Below are 24,698 nucleotides of genomic sequence, written 5' to 3'. Positions count from 1 at the left end.
TACGTTAACCCAGCAGGCGAGTGTAAGCTTGGCAAATATTTTGCTCACCAGTTTGCTTAGCACGTTTAAGTGCCACTTCAGCATTCCCAATGAGTTGCTCAAGGGTTTGGCCTGATTGATAAGAGGCAATACCGATACAAATCCCTTCACCTAAGCCATTATCATTAAGCTTGTTTAAGGTATCGATGGCAAAGTAATGCGCCTGATCCGAGTCTGTATCGGGTAATACCACAATTAACTTACCGAGTTGCCAATGAGACATCTGATAGCGATGAGGCAGGTCGCGAAGTAGATGGATCTCAACTTCTTTTTGGCGCGATTCGAGTTGACCAATATCGCTCATATGGCTCAACATATCTTCGGCGCTAATATCGATCATTAATAAGCTAGAGAAGTCTTTGCAATGTTGGCTTAATTTGTTGAAATAGCGTTCTAAGTCATCTTTATGGTTGAAGATGGTGCTACGAAGAGGCGCTGCACTACGGGGATCTTTGTTAGAGGCCTTAACCATGGCTTGTTCAAAGCTACATAGTATGAACTCAAGCTCGCCTGAGCTATCTAGGTGCCCTTGCAATGTGGCTTGCAAGCAACTGTCTTGTACATGATTCATCACGGCAAAAACTTGTCCCTTCCAGTAACCTTGGATCTGTAGTTGCTCGGAAATTTGTGGCCAGTGATTGCTAAACTCTTCACTTAAAAAGTTATTTACATTGAGATCTTTACTCTCTTCAACTTGTAACATCGCGTTGAAGGCTGTGTTTGATTTGACGACAATGCCTTTAGCATCGGTGAGTACGCTAGCGGTTGGGCCATTGTGGAGCAAACGGTTTAACATAGCCTCTTCTTGGCTTTGTTTTAATTCGCTTATATCTTCAAAAGTGACCAGCATATAACGGCGCTTGTCATCTTTACTGACCTCTATTCGCACACGGATCTTTAGCCAAATATTAGGCGTTGTATCTGTGTATAGCTCGGTTTGCCAATGCTCTGTTTTATCAACTGTCTCAATAAAATCAAGGTATTGGTCGTCATCTAAATTTAGAATGCGCTGTAAGCTGCGATCGGATAGTTCATCGATAGGCAGACCAAGCAATTTAGATGCTGAAGTGTTGGCTGTTAGTACGCGGCCACTATCGTTAGCGATGACGCAACCTAAATCACTATCAAATAGACGACTCGTCATATCGATACTGAACTCACGTGAGCGTTGCTCTAAACGATACAAGTGGGTTAAGAAAATCACCAGGCAGCCAAGTAATGTGAGTAGGAAAGCCCCGATTAAAAGAATATTACGCCATTGATAAAACTTAGCAGAGATGTCGGTATTTTTAATATATGACACCAAAAAGTATTCCCTGCGAGTTTCATACTGCGTGGTGAGTTCTACTTTCAAGTAAACAAATGTCGCCACATCGCCATGGAATTGACCAAAATTAGTCATCGCCATTTTGCGCCAAAGGGCGGGGTAAGATTGCTTTAGACTACCGCCCATGGTTTCAGGTAGGCGGGTCACACCAGCGTGCTGTTTTGCTCCGGCGTACAGTAAACCTTGGGTATCGAGCATCATTAGTGGTGCTTGCTTGCTCGAATAAGCAGGCTTAATACTTTTAAGCATTTTAGCCATAGAGTTATATGTCACTAGGTAGCCACGAATACTCTGGTCTGGGTTTTCAAGCCAAGCAAATTGGTACAGGTACGGCTCAAGTTGGCCCTTAATAGGGGTGAGCTCTAATGGAGAGGTGTATATCTCGCTGCCGCCCATGTTTCTAGTGGCCCCGAGGAGGGCCGGCGGTAGGCTCTCTGTACCAAAATCTGCACTGGTGGCAAACCTGTGTTGCCCTTGGGGATCGTAGAGAGCGATGCCGAATAACTCAGGGATATTGCTAACTAATACTTCCCAATTGTTCAAAAGCTTATCTTGGTTTGCTGGTGTTGGCAGTGACAGGTAGTGTTTTAGCAGTTCAGATTTAGCGAACATCTGGGTTCTAAATTGCTGAAATGACACTTTATCAGAGATAAGCGCGCCAACAGCTTGAAGTTCACTGTAGCGCTGGGTTGCCCAGTCTTCCTGCAAACGCCTTTCACCTAAGGTGATAATGATATTCGTCAGAATGATCACCGAAACCAGCAGCATACAGATCTGGCTAGCAACGGCTAATATACGAGATTGGGACCAATGGATCCCCTGATCACTGATTAATAAAGGTTGTTTGCGGGTTAGCATGTATTGATTTTTATAACAGTTATTATGCTTCGTATATTAACACGAATTAACATTTGAGCTAATCTTTGTTAGCCATGTTTGTTGCCAGCGAAGCATTAAATTTACTTGTCGTTTTGGATAATGGTTAAAGCGCCATTTTAGCCGACGATATCTAATTCTCTTTGTTTAAAACTGGCCCCTCTGGTTTCAACCCGTTGACGGCACGCCTGAATATCGACACCTTGTAAGCCATTAATCGCTGAGACTTGCACATCATCAATAAATTGTGGTGCGAGCGCAATAAACTCCAGTAAAGCTGCGTAGGCACCAGCCAATTTAGGGCGGCAATGTTGCAGATAAAGGGCTTCGGTATCGGCGTTGAGAGAGATAGATAGGCTATCAACGCAGTTAGCTAACTCTGGCAGAATATTGCGTTTATGGAATAAATTGCCGAGTCCATCGGTGTTCACTCTTACCTTACCGCCGCGGCGTTTAATCTCAGTAGCGACAGCGACTAAGGTGGTTAAGTTAAGAGTGGGTTCGCCGTAACCGCAAAATACATACTCTTCAAACAGGGCAACATCACCAAGCTGGGTAATCAACTCTTCGGCTTTGGGTTGACGATTAAGATCAAGCTGATATTCATGTACCTGCTTACTACCATTATGTTTTGGACAAAATTGGCAACGTAAGGTGCAGCGACCAGTAATATTAAGGTAACGGCTATTACGAATATCGTACACAAGAGTGGGTTGGCAAACAGTCATGATCTCGCCTATCTAAAATTGATATCTTTAAAGGATAATGTTTTGGTAGATTAAAATCTGTTTGCTGGATCGAATTATACCAATCAGTATTGACCTTGATTGAGCTAATAAAAAGGGAGGCTATTTGCCTCCCTTAGCTTTTTACTCGGCTTTAACTCAGTTTTTTGCTCAGTTTTTTGCTCAGTTTGTAACTGGGTTTCTCTACTAACTTAGGCCACTAGAGCAAGATTAATTTTGCGCTTCAGACACAGGCGCATTATCTGATTTTGGTCGCCACCACCAGTGATAGAAGCGGCTAACCCCTCGTCTGAAATCATCTAAGATGATGTACAGCAGCGGCACCAGAATCAAGGTCACGACAGTAGAGAATAAAATACCAAAGGCGAGTGATGCAGCCATGGGGATCACAATTTGTGCCTGCAGGCTTTTCTCTAGCAAGATAGGCACTAAGCCGACAAAGGTGGTTAATGAAGTCAGGATAATCGCTCTAAAGCGGTAACAGCCTGAATCAACAGCGGCCTTAATAATGCTGTCTCCTTCGGCGCGGGCGCGGTTTACAAAGTCGACTAAGATCAGCGAGTCATTCACCACCACCCCGGCTAATGCCACGATGCCACACAGGCTCAAAATACTCATATTCAAACCTAAGATAAAGTGGCCAAACAGGGCTCCAATCATGCCAAATGGAATAACCGACATAATGATCAAGGGTTGGCTGTATGATTTGAGTGGAATGGCCATCAAGGCATAGATAGTAAATAGCGCGAAGAAGAAACCTTGTAACAGACTCACTAAGGCGCTTTGCTCGTCGGCGCTGCCACCATCGAGTGCAGTAGAGATACTAGGATACTTAGCCTGTAGCGCAGGTAAGAACTCTTCTTGGATCTCTGCAACCACTTTAGAGGGTTCAACCTTATTGGTATCGGCGTTGGCGATAATGCTAATCGCTCGTCGGCCATCGACACGAGTTATTGATGAGTAGGAGTCTCCAAGCTGTAGCTCTGCTACGGTAGAAAACGGTACCGCCACGCCATTTGGAGTACGAATTAGCATATTCTCAAGGTGGCCAATAGTGCGACGTTGCTCGAGTGGATAGCGCACCATCACCTTAACTTCTTCCTTGTTGCGCAAGATCCGCTGAGCTTCATAGCCATAAAAGCCATAACGTACTTGGCGAGCAAGATCTGACAAGGTTAAGCCTAGAGCCTCCGCTTCTGGGCGGATCTTCAGCTTAATTTCCTGGCTACCAGAAGAGAAATTATCGGCAATATCATAAACGCCCTCATAGCTTCGCAGTTTCTGCTTGAGCTCTTCAGAAGCTTGTGACAGTTGCTCAAGATTGCTAGAGGTTAATCTAAAGGAGATATCGCCACCGGCATCATTGGTACTGGCATTAATATTGAGCTTTTTAACCGCCAATAACTCTGGCAACTTTTTACGCCACGCATTAGCAATCGCTTCGCCATCGACATCGCGATCTTCACCCTTGGTCAGTTCAGCAAACAAGAAGGCAGAAGTACGAGAACTCATATTAATAAAGCTATGTTTGACTACTGGGTAGCCGAGCTCTTGCTCCATATCGGCATTCATCGCATAGAGGGCTTCTTCGACTTGCTGCACCACTTTTAAGGTGTTCTCTTCCGAGCTACCTTCATCCATTTCAAGATTGACCTGAATAAAATCAGACGGTAGGTCAGGGAAAAACACCCAACGAACCTGGCCACTAATGACCAAAGCGAAAGACAGGATCAGCACGCCGACAAAAATCGCCACCGTATTGTAGCGCTGCACGATACAACGTTCTAAAAACGACCTGTACTGATGATGAATAAAGTACTGCATTTTATCGTTTAGTCCCGCTTTTAAGCGGCCGAGTAAACCTAATTGCTCACGGGGTTTACGCGGTTTCATATGGGCTAAGTGAGCAGGTAAGATCAGTTTGGATTCAATGAGTGAAAATATTAGGCATAAAACGACTACCATACCGATGGATTTCCAGATAATCCCTTGCGGACCAGAAACCATCAGCATTGGCATAAAGGCGGCAATGGTAGTGAGTACACCAAAGGTGGCCGGCATGGCGACTTTCTTGGCACCTTTAATCACATTATCAAGCGAGTGACCATTTTCCTCTATCTCACTGTAAGCACTTTCGCCAATGACAATAGCGTCGTCCACCACAATCCCTAGCACTAGAATAAATGCAAATAGGGTTAACAGGTTGATTGACAGCGAGAAAGGCTCTAACGGCATAAATAACATGGCGCCAAGGAAGCTAATAGGCAGCCCCATCATTACCCAGAACGCCAGCTTTATTTCTAAAAATAACGCCAAAATGAGGAACACCAACAAAGCACCATAGAACATGTTAGACAGCATCATGTTCAAGCGACCTTTAAGGTAGTGAGTCAAGTCGCCCCAGGTATCGAGCTTTGCGCCTGTTGGTAATACATCACGCTTTTGCTCTATGTATTGTTTGATCTGCGCTGAAATATCCAGTGCGTTTTGGTCGTCGACACTGAGAATTTCGATAATTGCGGCTGGCTGACCATTAAAGCGAGTGTATTCAAGACGCTCCTCAAAGCTGTCGTTAATGGTCGCTACTTGCGGTAACATCACTCGGCTACCGTCTGGGCGAGTACTGACGACTATCTTAGAGAAGTCTTCGCCGGTATAGGCTTGACCTTTGGTGCGCAGCAAGATATCACCATCTTTAGCGCGAATAGAGCCGCCTGGTAAATCAATTGAAGAGTTTTGTACTGCTTGGGCGACTTGTGAGAAAGTGAGGCCATACTCTCGCAGTTTATCTTCAGACAGTTCAATGCCGATTTCGTATTCGCGTACGCCAGTAACTTGTGCTTTTGTCACCGCTGGTAGCGCGGCAACTTCATCACGAATTGTCTTGGCGAGTTCTTTCATCTCTTGCAGTGATTGATCGCCATAGACCGAGATCCAAATAACATTATTCTCAGGTTTTATGCGGAAAATATTGGGTTTTTCGATATTAACGGGAAAGGTTGAAATCGCGTCTATACGTAGCTTGGCTTCATCGAGAATATCCTGCGGATCATAGCTATCTTCAACCTCAATAGTTACTGCGCCGACCCCTTCACTGGCGACCGAGGTAACTTTTTTGATGCCGTTAATATCTTGAATGGCTTCTTCAATTTTAATATTGATGCCTTCTTCAATCTCTTGCGGCGCCGCGCCCGGGTAGGCAACGGAAATCTTTAGATAGTTAAGTTCGAAGGTGGGGAAAATTTCTTTATTGATGATCAGTGCACTAAATAGACCACCAATAATTAAAATCCACATCAATAAGTTAGATGCCACATTATTTCGGGCAAACCAGGCTATCATGCCTTTTTGAGATTCATTTTCAGTGGTCATTATTGCACACCTGCATTAGCCAGTTGCTCTTGGCTGCTGTCTGCATCAGTATCTTGAGTCGAATTCGCCTCTTCGCCTATGACTTTGACCATCTGACCATCTTCAGGGTTGGTAAGGTTTGTCAGTGATATACGCTCACCACTAGTAAGGCTGTCTTTAATGTATACATTTTCGAGATCGCTTTTGACAACATTGACCTCTCTCAGCTCAATGCTGTTATCGCTGTTAACGATAGTGACTTGATTATCTCGAACTAAATGACGAGGCAGCTTGACGATGCCCTCGACAGTGCGGCCTTTAATGATAGCGGTAACAAAGGTGCCGTACTTAAGCGGCAACTGCCCTTCGTTGCGCTCTCCACGAAGGTATGGGTCTTTCACTTCAGCGACTAAATAAACCATGCGGTTTTCAGCATCGATAACGCCTTCGCTGCGAACTATTTGTCCTTGCCATGTAATGGTCTTTCCGGCTAAGTCAGCACTTAATGTTACATCTGTGTCAGGGTTGTCGACTGACTCAAGATAAGCTAGGTCGCTGTTTGATAGAGGTAGCCTCACCTCGGCAATGCGCGTGTCATATAGCTCACCTAAGTTTGTTCCTAGAGTGACATACTGACCTAAATCGACATTACGGGCTTTGATAATGCCATCGAAAGGTGCACGAATAACGGTGCGTTCTAAGTTACGTTGCGCGCGGGCTAGGGCGGCTTGCTGGAACTTAACGTTAGCTTGTTCTTGCTTTAGTTGCGGTAGACGTAGGCCAAGTTCAGGGGGAATGCCGCCATCGTAGCCTTGCCAATCATTTTTAGCGACTTGGCCTTTAGCGCGTTCCTCTTCGAGTGCGGCCTTAGCCTGTGCTAAGGATGCTTGCGCTTGCATTAAATCGGCTTCGTAGTCTGATGGCTCGATAACGGCTAGTTCGTCGCCTTTCTTTACCACACCGCCAGCAACAAAATTATTTGAGATAGATTGCATGCGACCTTGGACTTCGGTAACTAACAAGGTTTTATATTTAGGACTAACCACACCATAAGATGGCAGGTTTAATGATACGGTTTGTACTTGAACTTCAGTGACATCAACAATTGGAACTGGGACTTCAGTCGCTTTTTGTTCAGGTGCTTCTTTGGTGCTTATCAAGAGTTGAGCCGCAACAACGAAAGCAAAAAGAATAAAGAGAGGCGTCATTCTCCGAAGTATGGTTTTTATTTTATTTATCATCTGATTCTGCTTATCCATGCAAAGGCTTTTTCTGATTGTATAAATTACCAGAGTCAGACTTAAGGTGGAATCTTTATTTGTAACAAACATGTTTCATTTTATGGGTGTTAGTGTAATTCAGACTAAGTCTTCGATTATCTAACTTGAATATTTGGCACCATAGCAATTGTATGACTAAAGTAGTAAATAGCATTGATAGAGGTGACTTGGCTAAGCGTTACTTTGGAGTATATCGGCCTGGCAGCAATCTCATATTGATGCCAATGGGATAATGACAAATGGATATAAATGGTGGGTAATTATGCTTAACGCAATTAAAACCAAATTTCACCCGAGCCACCAAACTCACAAAGAAACGCTGATAAAGTTCATTGTTTTACTGGCGATTATTGTTGTTTATTTTGGTTATATGAGTTGGAAATATAATGCGTCTACAGGATTTGCATTAGCGATATTAAGCTGGAGTTTTTTTGTGCTATGCACCCCCGTTGCTGATGGTGGATTTCTTATCGCGTTTCCAGTGCGTTTACTGTTTAACGTCAAGATGGCGATCACTCAAATCGTGCTGTGGTTTATTGCTATTGGGGTCAACATTTACTTTATCAACTTTTCTGAATCGACTTATCAATTGACGTTTCTCACTCGATTATTACAACATATTCTGACTCAACCCATTCCTTATTGGAGCATTTTAGCCATTAGTGCTCTCGGTACTTTTTTGTCGATCTATTTTGGAGACGAAATGATGGATGTAGTGACACATAAGGACCGAGTACAACATCATCAGCATGGCTTTAAGTACCGCGTTCTTCTCGTTGTCGGTATGGGGGCGGTAACCATCACGGCCTATTATTATTTGTTGCGCAGTTTGGGTGTACATATACCAGAGTAACGGACATAAAAAAGGCCACGTAAATGTGGCCTTTTTTATGTTGAAAATAGAAGTTGTATTTACTTCTTCTTTTTCTTTTTGTTCTTTTTGCTGTAGTGCTTACCTTCTGGAGCGGCTTTTTTCTTTCCAGGAGGCTTAGCTTCTTTGTTCTTTGGACGCAAGTCTTTAACGAAACGGCGTTTTAGCGGCTGCTCGATATAGCGCTCAATTTTACCGACTACGCGGATATCATGGGCTTCAACCAGTGATATTGCCGTACCTTTAGCGCCAGCGCGGGCAGTACGACCGATACGGTGTACATAAGTATCGGCAGAGCGTGGCATATCGAAGTTGATAACATGGGTAATATCGTCAACATCGATACCACGTGCGGCAACGTCCGTAGCTAGCAAGATATTCACTTCGCCTTTAGTAAAGCGGCCTAGTGCTTGAAAACGTGCTTTTTGCTCCATATCACCACGCATAAATGCACAGGTGATACCTTCTTTTTGTAGTAAGCCTTCAAGGCTCGCTACGGCTTCACGTGTCTTCACGAAAACGATCGTGCGTTGTACGTCTTCTTGCTTTAATAGCGCACATAGCAAAGCAAACTTGTGCGCTTTGTCGTCGGCAAGGTGGATCCACTGGTGGATTTTAGCTTTTTCGCTGCGCGGTGCTTCAGCTTCAAGCTTAACGGGGTTAGTAAGCAGCTCGTGTGAGAAACGGCCAACGTCGCTGCCTTCAAGCGTGGCAGAAAATAGCATGGTTTGCTTACGGCCCACAGACTCGATAGCGATGGTTTCTACAACTGATGAGAAACCCATGTCTAGCATACGGTCAGCTTCGTCGATAACCAGTACTTCAACTTCTTCGGCGTTGAAATGACCTTTATCTAGGTATTCCATCAAACGGCCTGGGGTTGCTACGAGTACGTCAACGTTCTTTTGTAGCGCTTCTTCCTGAGGGCCATATGGCATACCGCCAGTGACGATAACGATATCTAAACCTAAGCCGGTAGCAAGGTGACTGGCGTAACGGTGAATTTGGCTAGCAAGTTCACGAGTCGGAGTCAGGACTAATACGCGCGCACGACCGCCGTATCGACGTGGAAAGTCGAGAAGGTGTTGCAACGCAGGCAGAAGAAAACTGGCCGTCTTGCCTGTACCCGTTGGCGCGCGAGCTAAGATATCTCTTTGCTCCATTGCGACAGGGATTGTTTGTTGTTGTATGGTAGTGGGCTTGTTATGACCCATTGCTTTCAGTGACTCTAACAAACGAGGGTCAAGCTGGAGATCTTCAAATTGCATGCGTGGCATCTCAATAAATAATAGCCGGATATTATAATGCTTATAGAGGCGACTTTAAACGATTAGATCGCCAGATCCTTAAAGCTTTAAATAAAAATCCTGACTCAACTGGGTAAAGGCTTCACTGTACTGACCGTTTTTTTCTCGGATAGTGAGCTGCTGCTCGAATGATGCTTGAGTTTGAGCATTGGACTGCTGAGCTTTTTTATCCTTTAAATCATGGCCTAACAAGAGTACTTGTCGGTTAGGCGTCTTGCCAGCAACGCTGGCAGCCAATAAGCGACCTCTAAGTGTTAAGCCTAAAGGCTCAATTTTACTTTCGAGCAAGTGTACCGATTCAGTAGGCAAAATTATGCTGGCTTGGCCATCGGCTGCCAATAATTGTTTAATGGCGCCTAACAAGCTGTCAAAACTTAAGCTGTCTGTATGGCGCGCAGTGGCCCTTGAGGTCTTGTTGGATTGAGGCCCATTAGCAAAGTAAGGCGGATTACAGATGATATGGTCAAACTGACGGGGCTGGTTTTGACAATAGCCTTGAATATCACTGCACACCAATTCTAAACGTCCAGCCCATGGGCTAGCACTGAAGTTATGCAAGCAGTCGATGGCGGAATCAAGGTCAAGTTCAACCGCGGTAATTCTGGCTTGGCTGCGCTGGGCCGCCATCAAACTTAATAGACCACTGCCTGCGCCAATATCTAAAATGGTGTTGGCTTGGCTTAGTGGTGCCCATGCACCGAGTAATACTCCGTCGGTACTAACAGGCATGCCGCAGCGGCTGTCATCAATATGAAAACGTTTAAAGGTAAATGGCATGGATATAAAGGTTAGTTTTAACAGTGTGAGCAATTGTACGCTAATCAAGCCAATGCTGAAATTGATGCATTAAAGGAAAGGGTTAAATGTTAAGGCTGTTTTTAACTTGAGGCGGGTGAGTGGTCACTCGCTTTAAAATGCTTGCTGGCTATTAAAGCGGATGTATCTGGTTGTGGGTGCTAATAGGGTGAATGTAAGTTGTGAAAAATAATTGTTAATACGTGGTTGTGATTTGTATCGAGAGTGCGGCTTATTCAGCATGACTGCTTGTTTATTAAATAACACTCTGATAATAGTATGCCCCTCTTTACTAAGCAAAAGCTTAGTTTTAGAGGAGGTAAACCAGTTTTAAAGCAATTTAAGCGTTAGTTTTTCCGCTGCTGTTCATAAACTCGCCAAGTATCGGCCGTATTTACCACGGAGCTGTGTAAAGTAATAATTACACCATTTGTTGTCACCCTAAATGTGATGGCTTAGTGGCGTGATGGCATGAAATCGTTAACCAAAATAAAATCTAGATGGGGCATAAAGTGCAAAACAATCAAATGAGTATCGCAGATACGTTAGGGTTAGGGTTTATGACCTTCGCGTTCTTCTTAGGCGCGGGTAACCTAATTTTTCCGCCTTTAGCTGGCTTTATGGCCGGTGAAAATATCACCCTTGCCATGTTCGGCTTTCTTATCACAGCCGTCGGTTTACCACTGATCACTCTTATCGCTGTCGCTAAGGCGAACGGTAGAATTATGCAATTGCTGCCTCCCATCGCTGCAACTGCATTAGCCGTGTCGATTTTTATTATTATAGGCCCTGCGTTCGCAGCGCCAAGAACCGGTTTGGTTGCTTATGAAGTGGGTTTTAAGCCGTTTCTAGAAGATACCTCGGCAACCTTTATGATTGCCGGCTTAACGCTAAACATTACACAGTTATTATATACCTTAACCTTCTTTGGTCTTTCAATGGTACTTGCGTTATTCCCAGGCAAGCTACTTGATAGTGTCGGTAAAGTATTGACGCCAATTCTTCTCATATTACTCGTGGGTCTAGCGATTTCAGTTATCGTGATCCCTGGTAGCGATATTGGTGTGGCTGTTGGTGATTATCAAACGAACCCACTTACGAAAGGTATCTTGGAAGGCTATAACACCATGGATACTTTAGCGTCGTTAATCTTCGGTATGTTGATCATCGATATTTTACGTAAAAAAGGTGTCACCGAGCCAAAAGCACAGACTAACTATTTGATTAAAGCGGCCTTGATTGCTGCAAGTGGTTTAGCATTTGTTTATGTATCACTCTTCTATTTAGGCGCGACAGCGGGCGATTTAGCGGCTGGCGCAGAGAATGGCGGCGTGATCTTAACTAACTACGTTGTTGCTAAGTTTGGCGCGAGTGGCATGGTATTGCTGTCATCTGTTGTTACGCTTGCTTGCTTAACAACTTCAGTAGGCCTTATCAGTGCCTGTGGTGAATACTTTAACGAGTTAGTACCAAAGTTCTCTTACCGCCGTTTTGTTGTATTGGTAAGCCTTGTTTGTGCAACCGTTGCTAACGTTGGTTTAGCGCAGTTAATAGACATTAGCGTACCTGTACTGATGACGGTTTACCCTGTCGCGATTGCATTGGTTGCGGTAACCTTCTTAACAGAATGTTTTGCTTATCCAAAAACAGCGCATCGCTTAGTTGTTGGTGTTGCACTATTCTTCGGTATTATTGATGGCTTTAAAGCCGCGAAGGTAGATGTCAGTGTGTTTAACTTTATGCCGCTACATAACGAAGGTATGGCATGGTTGTTACCTACTGCTATCGTGATTATTGGTTGTTTGTTGGTTAGAAAACCAAAAGAGGCTTTAGCTGTTAGTTAATGCTGACAGCTGAGTGTTAGCGTCTAGCTAACCTCAACGCGATGACATAATATTGAGGCGGTGATTCATAGAATCATCGCCTTTTTTTATGGCAAGAAGGTTTAAAAGAAGATGCTAGGTTTAAAGAAGGTCCTAGGTGCTAGGTTTAAAGAAGGTCCTAGGTGCTAGGAAAAGCAGATCCTAGGAGAAGCCAAGCCGAGAAAGGCCGCTAAGGCTAAGACGGATAAGACGGATAAGACGGATAAGACGGATAAAGCCGGAAAACAAAAGATAACAGCTTGAAGCTTTTGGTTTTTGTTGTTCCTCGCAGGGCTTTAGCCCGTCCTAGCAGCGAAGCGTCCTAGATTCTAGGTCCTTCTTTTAAAGTAAATAGGAATGATAAGTGGCCGATAAGTACACGCCCGATAGCTTAATTGATCTGTTTTTAGATGAACTTTGGTCAACTAAAGGTCTAAGTGATAATACCTTAAGTGCCTATCGCACCGACCTGCGCCATCTTGATCGCTACCTGCAAAAGCAGGGCAGGACGCTATTATCTTGCTCTCAACTTGAGGTGCGTGACTATTTGGCTGAACGTTTCGATAAAGGTTTTGCTAAAACCAGTAGCGCTCGCATGCTAAGTAGTTTGCGTCGGTTTTATGGCTACCTCATCGTTAAAAAGCGTATCGATACCGACCCTATGGCGCTGATTGAGTCGCCTAAATTGGCTCGCAAATTACCTGACTCCCTCAGTGAAGAAGATATCGACCGTTTGTTGGCAGAGCCGACGGAGGACGACCCCGTAGAGTGGCGCGATAAAGCCATGCTTGAGCTGCTGTACGCTACAGGACTGCGAGTTTCAGAGCTAGTGGGCTTGACTATGGAGCAGCTGAGCTTACGCCAAGGCTTAGTGCGCATTACGGGTAAAGGTGGTAAAGAGCGGTTAGTGCCATTGGGCGAGCTTGCCGTGACAGAGATAGACACTTATCTTAAGTTTGCCAGAGCCGAGCTACTTAAAGGCAAGCAAAGCGATGTGTTGTTTCCTTCAAAACGGGCACAGCAGATGACGCGGCAAACCTTTTGGCATCGAATCAAGTTATATGCATTAAGATCCGGAATTAGTACTGAACTGTCGCCACACACCTTAAGGCACGCCTTTGCGACTCACCTATTAAATCATGGTGCAGATCTTCGCGTAGTGCAGTTACTGCTGGGGCATAGCGACCTGTCGACGACACAAATATACACGCATGTGGCGACGGCGAGGCTGGCGACGTTGCACAGTGAACACCATCCTAGGGGGTAGTGTTTCGATAGATTGCTTGCATTAAGTTCACTCCCGCTGACGCTGAGCCGAAGTTTGTTAAGGGGGTAATTTATTTCATTGAATCTAAACTTTCCTAAAATATATGATGGGTTTCACGTCTGAATGATTTAGTTACAGCAAATAATTTGCTTTAACTTGGCTGAGTCTGTAACTTTTCAGCTCCAAACTAGGTCTAATTGTTTATACCCATAAGTCCGACCCATACAGAGAGTAGGAATACCAATGAAGTTCACTCGAACATTTTCTTTGATGATCGCAATGATGATTGCGCCAGCTGCATTTGCAGCATCAAATAGCACTGATGAAACCGCGGCATTAAAGCAAAAGCTAAGTGAAGCATTAAGCGTTGAAGTGATATCTATTAGACAATCACCTATCTCAGAGCTTTATGAAGCCTTTACTGATCGTGGCGTACTGTATATTACTAAGGATGGTTCAAAGCTATTTCACGGTAATCTTTATGATCTTGATAAAGGCATGAAGAACCTAACCGAAGCGGCCATGGCAGGTCCTCGTGTGGATATGATGAAGCCACTTGAAGACAATATGTTGGTTTACAAAGCCAAGAACGAGAAACATGTGGTCACTATTTTTACTGATGTCAGCTGTGGTTACTGCCGCAAGTTACACAATGAAATGGACGATTATAATGATCTTGGCATTACCGTACGTTATTTAGCGTTCCCGCGTGCAGGTGTTCCGTCTGCCAATGCTGATGAAATGGAATCAGTATGGTGCGCAGCCGATCCGCTAAAGGCCATGGGCGCAGCGAAAAACGGTAAAGCGGTTAAGCAAGCTAAATGTGATGCCAAAATCAAAGAGCAATATAACCTAGGTCAAGCATTTGGCATCAATGGTACGCCAGCAATTATTCTTGAAGATGGTACCTTAATTCCAGGCTACCAGCCGCCTAAGGCGCTATTGCGTACGCTTGAGTCGGCACAGTAAGCTCAAAGCCGCGAGTGTAAAAAGTTATAGTCAAAAAGGTGAGTCTAGGCTCACCTTTTTTGTGCCCCTTTGGCAGCAGTCTTTGTTATGCTGGCAGGGTTTATATGCTGACATTATTTATATGAGGGTTTAATCCAACGTGATCCATAAGATAGTTCGCCGCCCTAGAGTGGATGATAGTCACCTTCCTGATACATTTTCGCCAATCTTAAAACAGATCTATGCCAGCCGTGGCGTAAGTGCGTCTGACTGTGAACTCAGTCTAGCTAAGTTACTTAGGCCCGATACCATGGCCGGATTGAGCGAGGCCGCAAAGATCGTCGCCGATGGCATAGTGGCGCAGAAAGCTATTTTAATCATGGGTGATTTCGATGCCGATGGCGCGACCTCGACCAGTGTATGTGTGCTGGCGCTGAGAATGATGGGCGCGCAAAAGGTGGATTACCTGATCCCAAACCGCTTTGATTACGGTTATGGATTAAGCCCTGAAATTGTTGCGGTTGCGGCGAGTAAAAATGCTGAACTGCTAATAACCGTCGATAACGGCATCTCTTCAATCGAAGGGGTCGCCGCAGCTAAAGCGCACGGCATGACCGTTGTTATCACCGACCATCACCTGCCGGGTCATACCTTGCCGGATGCCGATGCTATCGTGAATCCGAATCAGGACGGCTGCGGATTTGCCAGCAAGTCTATTGCTGGAGTTGGCGTCGCCTTTTATTTGATGTCGGCGCTTAGGGCTGAGCTTCGACGCCGTAACTGGTATTTAGAACAAGGTATTAGCGAGCCTAACCTTGCGCAGTTACTGGATATTGTCGCGTTAGGCACAGTTGCCGATGTGGTATCGCTGGACACTAATAACCGTATTTTGGTTGAGGCGGGTCTGCAGCGCGTAAAAGCCGGGCGCTGCCGCGTGGGGATTACTGCACTGCTTGAAGTGGCTAAACGTACACCGTCGCGTATCGTCGCCGCAGACTTTGGCTTCGCCGTGGGCCCAAGGCTTAACGCCGCAGGTCGACTCGACGAAATGGCATTAGGTGTCGAAACCTTGCTGTGTGACGATATTATGCTTGCTAGGCGCATGGCATCTGAGCTTGATGGCTTGAATGCAGAGCGCCGTGACCTTGAAGCTGATATGCAGCAAGAGGCGCTTAAGAGTCTTGAAAGTATCGAGCTGAATGAAGCCGAGTTGCCGTGGGGCATCGCTATTTTTCAAGCCGATTGGCATCAAGGCGTGATTGGTATTTTAGCCTCGCGGATTAAAGATAAATATCATCGCCCGGTGATTGCCTTTGCCGAAGCGGGTGACGGTGAAATCAAAGGCTCGGCGCGCTCGATTAAAGGGCTACATATGCGCGATCTACTTGAGCTGATTAACACTCGCCATCCAGGGCTTATTTTAAAGTTCGGTGGTCACGCTATGGCTGCCGGCTTATCGATTCAAGCGGGCCAGTTTGCGCTATTTGCCGATGCTTATGATAAAGCGGTGCGCGAAGTGTTAGCGCCAGAGTTATTAACCGGTGAGTTAGTATCAGATGGCGAGCTTGTTCCAGAGCAGTTTAAGTTAGATCTTGCAACAGAGCTGAGAAATGCCGGTCCATGGGGGCAATCATTTACCGAACCCTTATTTGATGGTTATTTTAGAGTTATTCAACAGCGCATCGTCGGCGAAAAGCATCTTAAGTTGATACTGGAAACGGAATGCGGCCGGGTGATGCTCGATGCAATAGCCTTTAATGTGGACTTGAAGACCTGGCCCGATGCCACGATTCAGTATGCTCAGGTGGTGTATAAACTCGATGTGAATGAGTTTAGAGGCAATCAGAGTTTGCAGCTGATGATTGAGCAGATAGAGCCTAAGTAGACATTAACTGACTTGATATAGAAAAGGATGCACTGGTTGCATCCTTTTTTGTTTGCTTTACATAGAAGGTAATTAAGCAGGCTTTAATGGTAAAACCGTGCTGAATTTTAATGACTCCATGGCAAAGGTGGAGGTGACATTGGTTAAGCCAGCCACTTGATTGACCAAGCGTTTATAGAAGTGATCAAATGCCGCCATATCTTCAACTTGTACTCGCATCATATAATCATATTCTCCAGCCATGCGATAAAACTCCATCACCTCAGGCATGGCGTATACGGCTTTAATAAAGGTTTCATACCAAGCATGGGAGTGGTCACAGGTCTTAACCTGCACGAATGCGGTGAAGTCGACGCCGATTTTACTGGGGTCGAGCAGGGCGACGCGCTTGTTAATCACCCCTTCTTCTTCTAAACGCTTTAAGCGTTTCCAGCAAGGCGTGGTGGTTAAATTAACGGCTTTAGCTAACTCGTTAAGAGATAAGGTGACATCGTGTTGCAGCATGGTGAGCAGCACTCGGTCTACTTTATCTAGTTTTACTTTTTCAACCACAAGCTTCTTCCTTACAGATATTATCTATTGTTCAATTACTGATTATTTAACGGTTATCTAGTGATTATGCATTATTGCTTATTTAAGCATCTGCATAACTTATGATCGCATTGTAATAGAAAATATTTCTCTTTTATGTCTCATTGCTAGAAAAAATGGAAAAATAATTCTTCAGGCAATCCATTACAATGAGACAAAGATTGCAATGACTTTATTCCAAATAGTGTCGATTACTAAAAGCGAGTAGAACGATGAAACAACACTTATGGCCTTTATTCCTTGAAGCAGTTAAACGCGATGTGGTTCCAGCCCTTGGCTGTACCGAGCCTATTTCTGTGGCATTAGCCGCTGCAATTGCTATTGATGAGCTAGGGATAAAAGACCCAGCCAGTAGCGTTGAGCTGGACGTTAAACAGGATGTTTTGCAAGACATTAAGATAGACGTCAGCGTTTCTGCAAATTTAATGAAAAATGGCATGGGTGTGGGTATTCCTGGCACAGGAATGGTTGGTCTGCCTATTGCGGCAGCAATCGGCGCCGTTGCTGGTGAGCGTCACGCTGGTCTTGAAGTGTTAAAAAGCCTTACCGCTAGCGATGTTCAAGTAGCCAAATTGATGCTTGAAAACAATCAAGTGACAGTCGGTGTTGCCGATGTGGCTAATGTCTTGTACGCCAAAGTGACAGTTTATTATCAGCAGCAAACGGTAAGCGTCACCATTGCCGATAGTCACACCAAGGTGGTCGCAATAGATAAAAATGGCGAGCAGTGTTTAGTTACTCCAAAGATTGAAGCTGTGAAAGACAACAGCAAAGCTAGTCCATTTACAGAGGCAAAACTGCAAGATATTTATGATTTTGCCATGCACATTCCTTTGGACGACATTCGTTTTATTCTGCAGGCAAAAACATTGAATGATGCTTTGTCTAATGAAGGCCTAACGGGTAACTACGGTTTAAAAATCGGCGCGACTTTCATTAAAAACCAGCAGCGAGGTTTACTGTCTGGCGGCTTATTGACTGAAGTATTAACCCGCACCGCTGGCGCGTCTGATGCACGCATGGACGGCGCTATGATGCCAGCTATGAGTAATTCAGGCTCTGGAAACCAAGGTATTGCGGCAACTATGCCTGTGGTTGCCAGTGCTGAGTTTCTAAAATCCAGCGAAGCGCAAACCATCCGTGCGTTAATGTTGTCGCATTTAACGGCTATCTACATTAAGAGCTATCAAAACAAGCTCTCAGCCTTATGCGGAGCGACAACGGCAGCTATGGGATCAGCAGCTGGCATTACCTATTTGCTTGATGGTGAGTTTGAGCAGGTAAGTGCTGCCATTTGCAGCATGATTGGCGACGTTAGTGGCGTTATTTGTGATGGTGCCAAAACAGCTTGTGCAATGAAAGTGTCTTCATCGGCAGGTGCAGCGGTAAAGTCTGCCTTAATGGCCATCGATGGCATTCGGGTGACGGGTACTGAAGGTATTGTTGCTGATGATGTTGATCAAACCATCCGTAACCTTGCTGCATTGGCTAATGGCGCAATGACACAAACCGATGTGCAAATCTTAGAGATTATGATGCACAAGTAAGTACAGGTTTTTTGATAAAGCCTAGTAAGAGCTCTATTAAGATAGTTTATCAATAAACTAAAGCTTGAACATAAAGCCAAGTCGGTACTCAGTTAACTGTCACTGTTAATTGAATGTCGATTTGGCTTTTTAGTTTTCCCTGCGAAAAAGAATCCTAGAAAGCTATTTCAAGACAGCTAGTTTCAATAAAAAGCTAACCTCCATCAGCGACTGGCTTTATGTGTTCTCTCACTTCTAATAGAACCGCCAAGCAAACGATTACTTGATTGATTTTTATGCTAATTTTAACTGTGTGTGGGCTAGTGATATTGCTCACGCATTGATTTGCTTTAGCTGTGCCCATCACTTTAATTCGTGAAATGTGCGCTACACCTCTCTAAGTTAAAATCTAAAATATTGAAATAAGTCACGTTTTTGCGCTGTTGTAAGCTGAAGATTAATGACTAATAAGGTGAAGGACATCAAACTATTGGGCGGTTAAAAGTGATTAACTCTTGATCTGGATCAGTACAGATAAACCATGTGAAAAAATCACTGAATTGAGAGTATTTTTTGCTAAAACTACGCCAATGGCTATGAATTTTAATAAAAAAATTCTCTCCATCCTTGAGTATGCTCAGGCCAAGCAAACGCAGTACTAACCGTGTTTGACCTATACCCATAATTATAATTTTTATCATTTCAGTGGCTATTGCCAAATTTAATGGAATTGACTGATGAGTGAAGTAATTCAAGGTTCACCAACTGGTGACATGCAAGCGAAACCTCTGCACGAACGCGCTAATATGACTAAGGCAGAATGGCAACAAGCGATCAAGTTTGACAGTGTCGACCTTGGTTGGATAGTGATGAGCATAGGTATGGCCATCGGTGCCGGTATTGTATTTTTACCTGTTCAGGTTGGCGTAATGGGATTATGGGTATTTTTGTTGTCGTCCATCATCGGTTACCCAGCAATGTATCTATTCCAAAAGTTATTCATTAATACCTTAGCCGAGTCAAAAAAATGTACTGACTATCCAGGCGTTATTGAAAACTATCTCGGCAAAAACTGGGGCATAGCACTAGGCGTGCTTTACTTCTTGATGTTGGTTATTTGGGTGCTGGTTTACTCGTTAGCGGTAACGAATGACAGCGCCTCTTACCTGCATTCATTCGGGGTGACAGAGGGCAAGCTTAGTGACAATGTATTCTACGGTTTAGGTTTAATCTGCGTACTGGCATTTATCGGTTCAAAAGGCGAAAAGTTACTGTTTAAACTATCAGGCTTTATGGCGGTAACAGTACTGACATTGGTGGCGGTAATGGCTGTATTACTGATGGCGCGTTGGGATATGGCGAATATTCCAAGCATGGGTGAGTTTGGCCCAATGCTGAAAAATGCCATTATTACCCTGCCATTTACCTTAACCTCGATTCTGTTTATCCAATCGTTAAGCCCAATGGTGATCTCGTATCGCTCACACGAAAAGTCGATTGAAGTGGCACGTTTCAAGGCTGAACGAGCAATGAAAATTGCCTTCGCTATTCTGTTTGTGGTGGTGTTCTTCTTCGCAATATCGTTTACCTTTGCTATTAGCCAAACCCAAGCGACTGAGGCGATGAACCAGAATATCTCGGCATTGGCAATTATTGCGCAATACTTCCCTGGCAGCTGGGCGACAGTGACGGGTATCGTGATTAACATCTTTGCGGTAGTGACCTCATTCTTCGGGGTGTTCTTAGCCTTCCAAGAAGCGTGTCGTGGCATTGCAATGAACATCTTGCTGCGTAGCCGTAAAGAGTCACAGATTAATAAAGAGTTAGTGAATAAACTCATCACTGTATTCATTATTTTACTGGCTTGGTCTGCGATTGCGTTAAACGCACCTATCCTATCGTTCACTTCTATCTGTAGTCCAATTTTTGGTTTGGTGGGTTGTTTAATTCCAGCTTACTTGGTGTACAAGGTGCCACACTTGAACAAGTACAAAGGTTGGGCGACTAACTTGATTATTGTGACGGGGGTTTTGTTGTGTATCTCACCGTTGTTAGCCTTTATGTAATCATGGGGAGGTAATTGCTGATTAGCAATTTGGGTAATCAAGCTGGCGCTTGGGCTTTAGTAATCAAACTTCGTTTGATGAAAGTGATTAAGTTAGACTGCGTCTAACAACTTAAGCAATCAAGCCACGCTTGATAAACGTCGTGGGATTCCATCCCACACCCGGGCAAGGAGGACTGCTCGTCCTTATCCTCCTTGCATCCACCATGACGCCCCGACGAAGTTACATGCGTTGGATACGGGCCTCATACTCCAATAAAAATCGCCTAACGGCTCAGATGGGACATCCATGTCCCCCCGAGCCTGAACCATCATCCATGATGGTTCTACGGCATTTTCATCTGCGTACTTCGGCAACTTCGATGGGGAATCGGTGTTTTCTGTATGAATGGTTAAGCGATTTACCCTAAATTGTTATAAATAATTGAAATTAACCTTGGCGATGAATTAAGCGACAACTTCAAATTTATTCTGGTACTCCCCATTAAAGCATTGAGTTATATTGCTATAGGCTATCCGATATTATTAATTTACTGAGTTTTAAAAAGGAAAAATTGTGACTCAAAATACTCTTAATCTATTTATGGGGGCTTTTTACGTTATAGCTATATTAATAGCAATAGGCTTCACATCATGGATGGTGATTGTCAAACGTAAGAACATGGCTCTGATGAAGAAAAACGTTCTAGGTAAACTCTCATCGGGTTTTGAACTCTCCTCAAAAGATATCGTTCATATTGGCCGTGGCTTTGGACTTACTCCATATCAATCCAGAAATATTATTTATAAAATCCACGGTGACATAATAGATAAAGATGAGTTTTATAGGCTAAAAAATCTTATCGAAGATATAGAAAAAGAAGAACCTTTTGACGAACTACCTGATGAGGTAAAGCCATCTTTAATACGTCTTACTGCTATCACATCAAACTCAAGTAGTGAAAGTGATCGACATTTGCTTAGCCCTATTGTCCACACTTTAAGTAAATATATGGACATGACCTCAGAACAGGAGAATTTAAAGAAAAAGACCAATAGAGCATACATACTTACCGTCGTAAGCTTTTTAATAGGTGCAATTAGCTTTTATTTTACATTGCAATCGCCTTCAGCAGAGCAAATTGCAACGGAAATACAAAAGCAAAGTCAGAGTGCGGGCATAAATAAAGATAACAAGTAAATTCCGTGAGGATATGTGGGGTCAATGTAAACCTTATTTAATTACCATTTCCGGCTCTTCTCCGCTTTAGACCTTAATCATTAACTTGCTTCTACACAGTAACAAGCTAGGGCTATAGCCATAACACTAAATTTCAAAGATTATGCTTTTCAACCTAGTGTAGATACAGCTGAGACCTTCGATGGCATGGATGCCATCGCAGAGCTTACAGGGACGTACTTGCAGCGAGTCTCAGAAGTGTCTGCACATACGCCTGCCGCAAGCAATTGGAACCACTTTTGTTGAATGCCACTCTCAGCCTAAAAATATATCAAGTCTGTCTGGGCGTTGTTATCAAACGTAGTTTGATTGATTTAAAGTTGTTAGACGGAGCCTAACTCTCAGTCAAACCTCAGGGGTGAAAAGGGAGTGAGATCCAAACAGGTTTCCTCTTTGGCTATAATCTCGCTGACCAGTTTACCCGTTATCGGGCCTAAACTTAGGCCCATCATGGCGTGTCCCGTTGCTAAGGTTAGGTTAGCTAACTTATCGGCTTTGCCGATAATCGGCAGGCCATCAGGGCTGCATGGGCGAAAGCCTGACCAAAACGCCTCTGACTTTACTTGGCTGGTATCTAAGTCTGGTAGATAGCGCGCTGCAGACTTTGTTAGCCCCTTGATTCGGTTTTGGCTTATGCCAAGTGTCTCTAGGCTCGATAACACGCCGAGCTCCATGGTACCGCCAAATCGAATGCCGTTGTCTAGCGGGCTGACTGCGACTTTGGCTTCACTTAAGATAAATGGGGTACGGCACTTAAGCTTAGCGCCCTCTTTGATAGGGGGCTTATCGAAGCTGATACAGATCCCTTTGCCAGATTGTACGGGTAAGCTGAGGCCTAATAGCTTGGCAAGCTTGGGCGACCAAGCACCGTTGGCGAGCACAAACTCACCGGCGTTAATCTCGCCGCTTGCGGTTGTTGCAGCGGTAATTGTTGTGTTGTCTATATTGGTTGTGAAACCTGTGATCTCAGTGTGTTCCCTAAACTCTACCCCTTGAGCTGCTAAGTAGTTTTTCATCGCTAATATAAATTCGAAGGGGGCAATATGCGCATCTTCTGGGTAGAAGCTTGCGCCGATAACATCTAGTTGGATATTGGGTTCGAGTTGCTTTAAGGCTTGGGGGGTGAGCATTTTCGCTTTCAGACCGAGCTTGTTGGCTGCCGCCACCGTTACCACTTCATCGTTTAACCCTTTAAGGCTGTTACAGAGCATCAGCAGGCCATTTTGATGGAACTCAAAATCAAATTCGTTTGCTTGATGCAGTGTTTGATATAGCTCAAGGGATTTAAGGTTGATGTCTAAAATCGCCTGCTGACTGGCAAGGGTATGCTGCACCGTACACTTTTTAGCGAATGATAATAGCCACTTTAAAAAGTCGATATTTAAACTTGGGCGCACATAGAAGGGGCTTTGTGGGTTTAGCATCCACTTTAGCCCTTTTTGGATCATGCCTGGAGCAGCTAGAGGAATGAAGTGGCTCGGGGTAATGTAACCCGCGTTACCAAAGGAGCAGGCCTTACCTATCTCATCTTTGTCGATAACCACCACCGACTTACCCGCCTTATGAAGATAGTAGGCACTGCAGACACCAATAATGCCGCCACCTATCACTACCACATCGTTAGCTGCCGTGTCGTTAATTGCAGGATCGTTGGGAGTGTTGTTTATCTGCTTATCCATCATCTTCTTTCCTTGAGCGCGCGTGTTAAGGGATAACCTACAGCGCTGAGTCGAATCCGGTTTGTTCTATATCAAGTGTTGTTAATAAACCGAGCCAAGATGAATTCTTTTAATGATGGCAGGCGTTAACGTAAGGCTTAAAGTATCTGAGTGCTAACAGGCACACTCATAGGAACTTGCTGTTTACGCTTAGCCAAGGTTTCATTATCCAACTAGCGGGTCATCATTAGATAAAGCCTGTTTTAATGAAAAAAAAGCCACTCAATGAGTCAATGCCGATCGTTTAAGAGGACTTGACCGATCCTGCAGATGAAAGATAATCCCTACCAGTATTCTGGTGGGGATTTTTTTATGTTTGCGCAAGAGCTTGAGCTAGTTCATGAGTCTGTTGAAGAAAGTGGGTCTTATGGTTCTGTAATGGAGGCTATCGATTCAGAATGGATCGAACAGTCATTACTCTCAGCCAACAAGGCAAGCATCCGTAATCGCCGTCTGCCAGCACAGCAGGCAGTCTGGCTCGTGCTATGGATGGGGTTAATACGTAATCAGTCCATCAAAGAGGTCTGTAGTTCTATGGATATTGCACTTCAATCAGGAGACAACACTTGGTCTCGTGTAGCACCGAGTGTACTGACGGATTGCCGACGACGCTTAGGCGAAGCCCCTATGTCGTACTTATTTAAATCCACAGTCTCAGCCTGGCTTGAGCAAGCTTTGGGGGACAATAATGAGCTGGGGCTTACAACTCTTGCCGTTGATGGAACCGTGTTTCGTTGCCAAGACTCTGAAGAAAACGCAAATGAGTTTGGTTTTATTTCAAAAACACACAAACCCTATCCTCAGCTTCGATTAGTTAGCCTTATATCGACTGAAACCAGAATGGTATTAGGTGCTGCCTTTGATGGCTGCCACGTAGGAGAGGTAACGCTCGCCCAGCGTCTAGCTCAAGAAGCTTCAGATAACTCCTTAACCCTATTTGACCGTTGTTATTTCTCTGCTGACTTGCTACTAAACTGGCAAGGGACTGGTGTACAGCGACACTGGCTGACACCAGTAAAGTCAAA

Annotated in this window: 17 protein-coding genes; 9 read left to right on the top strand and 8 right to left on the bottom strand. The window is 44.4% G+C overall.

Annotated elements, in window-relative coordinates; genetic code table 11:
* Positions 1 to 4 precede the first annotated feature (4 nt).
* From ACVBIL_RS03495 to ACVBIL_RS03480, 4 genes are all read right to left on the bottom strand, one after another.
* Positions 5 to 2,224 (bottom strand): PAS domain S-box protein, encoded by a 2,220-nt coding sequence (locus tag ACVBIL_RS03495; RefSeq protein ID WP_447165604.1) that lies wholly within the window; start codon positions 2,222 to 2,224, stop codon positions 5 to 7.
* Between the two features lie 137 nt (positions 2,225 to 2,361).
* Positions 2,362 to 2,970, bottom strand: a complete 609-nt coding sequence (locus tag ACVBIL_RS03490; protein ID WP_447165603.1) for a TatD family nuclease-associated radical SAM protein — start codon at positions 2,968 to 2,970, stop codon at positions 2,362 to 2,364.
* Positions 2,971 to 3,198: 228 nt separating this feature from the next.
* Entirely contained in the window at positions 3,199 to 6,360 is a 3,162-nt protein-coding gene (locus ACVBIL_RS03485) for an efflux RND transporter permease subunit (protein ID WP_447165602.1), read from the bottom strand.
* Positions 6,360 to 7,580 (bottom strand): efflux RND transporter periplasmic adaptor subunit, encoded by a 1,221-nt coding sequence (locus tag ACVBIL_RS03480; protein ID WP_447165601.1) that lies wholly within the window; start codon positions 7,578 to 7,580, stop codon positions 6,360 to 6,362. Before ACVBIL_RS03480 ends, ACVBIL_RS03485 begins: the two co-directional genes overlap by 1 nt.
* A 301-nt stretch (positions 7,581 to 7,881) precedes the next feature.
* Between ACVBIL_RS03480 and ACVBIL_RS03475 the strand changes: the two genes are divergently transcribed.
* Complete coding sequence (locus ACVBIL_RS03475) at positions 7,882 to 8,472, top strand: hypothetical protein (protein WP_447165600.1); 591 nt, start codon at positions 7,882 to 7,884, stop codon at positions 8,470 to 8,472.
* A gap of 59 nt (positions 8,473 to 8,531) precedes the next feature.
* Here ACVBIL_RS03475 and srmB read toward each other — a convergent pair whose 3' ends face one another.
* Both srmB and ACVBIL_RS03465 read right to left on the bottom strand, forming a co-directional pair.
* On the bottom strand, positions 8,532 to 9,758 hold the full coding sequence (srmB, locus tag ACVBIL_RS03470) for an ATP-dependent RNA helicase SrmB (protein ID WP_447165599.1): 1,227 nt from the start codon (positions 9,756 to 9,758) through the stop codon (positions 8,532 to 8,534).
* 78 nt (positions 9,759 to 9,836) lie between these two features.
* The gene (locus tag ACVBIL_RS03465; RefSeq protein ID WP_447165598.1) at positions 9,837 to 10,574 is read right to left on the bottom strand and encodes a tRNA1(Val) (adenine(37)-N6)-methyltransferase; all 738 of its coding nucleotides are present in this window, start codon (positions 10,572 to 10,574) and stop codon (positions 9,837 to 9,839) included.
* A 518-nt stretch (positions 10,575 to 11,092) separates the two neighbouring features.
* Here ACVBIL_RS03465 and brnQ point away from each other — a divergent pair.
* The 4 genes from brnQ to recJ all read left to right on the top strand — a co-directional run bounded on the left by brnQ (position 11,093) and on the right by recJ (position 16,554).
* On the top strand, positions 11,093 to 12,436 hold the full coding sequence (gene brnQ / locus ACVBIL_RS03460) for a branched-chain amino acid transport system II carrier protein (RefSeq protein WP_447165597.1): 1,344 nt from the start codon (positions 11,093 to 11,095) through the stop codon (positions 12,434 to 12,436).
* A gap of 382 nt (positions 12,437 to 12,818) precedes the next feature.
* Entirely contained in the window at positions 12,819 to 13,721 is a 903-nt protein-coding gene (xerD, locus tag ACVBIL_RS03455) for a site-specific tyrosine recombinase XerD (RefSeq protein WP_447165596.1), read from the top strand.
* Between the two features lie 243 nt (positions 13,722 to 13,964).
* Entirely contained in the window at positions 13,965 to 14,690 is a 726-nt protein-coding gene (dsbC, locus tag ACVBIL_RS03450; RefSeq protein WP_447165595.1) for a bifunctional protein-disulfide isomerase/oxidoreductase DsbC, read from the top strand.
* A 139-nt stretch (positions 14,691 to 14,829) separates the two neighbouring features.
* Positions 14,830 to 16,554 (top strand): single-stranded-DNA-specific exonuclease RecJ, encoded by a 1,725-nt coding sequence (gene recJ / locus ACVBIL_RS03445; protein ID WP_447165594.1) that lies wholly within the window; start codon positions 14,830 to 14,832, stop codon positions 16,552 to 16,554.
* A gap of 72 nt (positions 16,555 to 16,626) precedes the next feature.
* Here recJ and ACVBIL_RS03440 read toward each other — a convergent pair whose 3' ends face one another.
* A complete protein-coding gene (locus tag ACVBIL_RS03440; RefSeq protein WP_447165593.1) occupies positions 16,627 to 17,106 on the bottom strand; it encodes an Lrp/AsnC family transcriptional regulator in 480 nt (159 codons plus the stop codon).
* 251 nt (positions 17,107 to 17,357) lie between these two features.
* Here ACVBIL_RS03440 and ACVBIL_RS03435 point away from each other — a divergent pair, with 251 nt between their 5' ends.
* From ACVBIL_RS03435 to ACVBIL_RS03425, 3 genes are all read left to right on the top strand, one after another.
* Entirely contained in the window at positions 17,358 to 18,692 is a 1,335-nt protein-coding gene (locus ACVBIL_RS03435; RefSeq protein ID WP_447165592.1) for an L-cysteine desulfidase family protein, read from the top strand.
* 752 nt (positions 18,693 to 19,444) lie between these two features.
* Entirely contained in the window at positions 19,445 to 20,737 is a 1,293-nt protein-coding gene (locus ACVBIL_RS03430; protein WP_447165715.1) for a hypothetical protein, read from the top strand.
* Positions 20,738 to 21,292: 555 nt separating this feature from the next.
* Complete coding sequence (locus ACVBIL_RS03425) at positions 21,293 to 21,916, top strand: hypothetical protein (protein ID WP_447165591.1); 624 nt, start codon at positions 21,293 to 21,295, stop codon at positions 21,914 to 21,916.
* A gap of 380 nt (positions 21,917 to 22,296) precedes the next feature.
* On the opposite strand, the gene ACVBIL_RS03420 is transcribed toward ACVBIL_RS03425, so the two are convergent.
* On the bottom strand, positions 22,297 to 23,634 hold the full coding sequence (locus tag ACVBIL_RS03420; RefSeq protein WP_447165590.1) for an NAD(P)/FAD-dependent oxidoreductase: 1,338 nt from the start codon (positions 23,632 to 23,634) through the stop codon (positions 22,297 to 22,299).
* Positions 23,635 to 23,985: 351 nt separating this feature from the next.
* Between ACVBIL_RS03420 and ACVBIL_RS03415 the strand changes: the two genes are divergently transcribed.
* The coding region (locus tag ACVBIL_RS03415; protein WP_447165714.1) for an IS4 family transposase at positions 23,986 to 24,698 on the top strand (713 nt) is incomplete at its 3' end.

It is taken from the genome of Shewanella sp. 125m-7 (genome assembly GCF_052977045.1).
The sequence above is the reverse complement of the archived record's forward strand: the minus strand, read 5'-3'. Positions and strand labels throughout refer to the sequence as shown.

Coding starts and splice junctions, on each gene's coding strand:
- ACVBIL_RS03495 (WP_447165604.1), bottom strand. CDS start 2,224: ATGCTAACCCGCAAACAACCTTTATTAATCAGTGATCAGGGGATCCAT.
- ACVBIL_RS03490 (WP_447165603.1), bottom strand. CDS start 2,970: ATGACTGTTTGCCAACCCACTCTTGTGTACGATATTCGTAATAGCCGT.
- ACVBIL_RS03485 (WP_447165602.1), bottom strand. CDS start 6,360: ATGACCACTGAAAATGAATCTCAAAAAGGCATGATAGCCTGGTTTGCC.
- ACVBIL_RS03480 (WP_447165601.1), bottom strand. CDS start 7,580: ATGATAAATAAAATAAAAACCATACTTCGGAGAATGACGCCTCTCTTT.
- ACVBIL_RS03475 (WP_447165600.1), top strand. CDS start 7,882: ATGCTTAACGCAATTAAAACCAAATTTCACCCGAGCCACCAAACTCAC.
- srmB (WP_447165599.1), bottom strand. CDS start 9,758: ATGCAATTTGAAGATCTCCAGCTTGACCCTCGTTTGTTAGAGTCACTG.
- ACVBIL_RS03465 (WP_447165598.1), bottom strand. CDS start 10,574: ATGCCATTTACCTTTAAACGTTTTCATATTGATGACAGCCGCTGCGGC.
- brnQ (WP_447165597.1), top strand. CDS start 11,093: ATGGGGCATAAAGTGCAAAACAATCAAATGAGTATCGCAGATACGTTA.
- dsbC (WP_447165595.1), top strand. CDS start 13,965: ATGAAGTTCACTCGAACATTTTCTTTGATGATCGCAATGATGATTGCG.
- ACVBIL_RS03435 (WP_447165592.1), top strand. CDS start 17,358: ATGAAACAACACTTATGGCCTTTATTCCTTGAAGCAGTTAAACGCGAT.
- ACVBIL_RS03430 (WP_447165715.1), top strand. CDS start 19,445: ATGCAAGCGAAACCTCTGCACGAACGCGCTAATATGACTAAGGCAGAA.
- ACVBIL_RS03420 (WP_447165590.1), bottom strand. CDS start 23,634: ATGGATAAGCAGATAAACAACACTCCCAACGATCCTGCAATTAACGAC.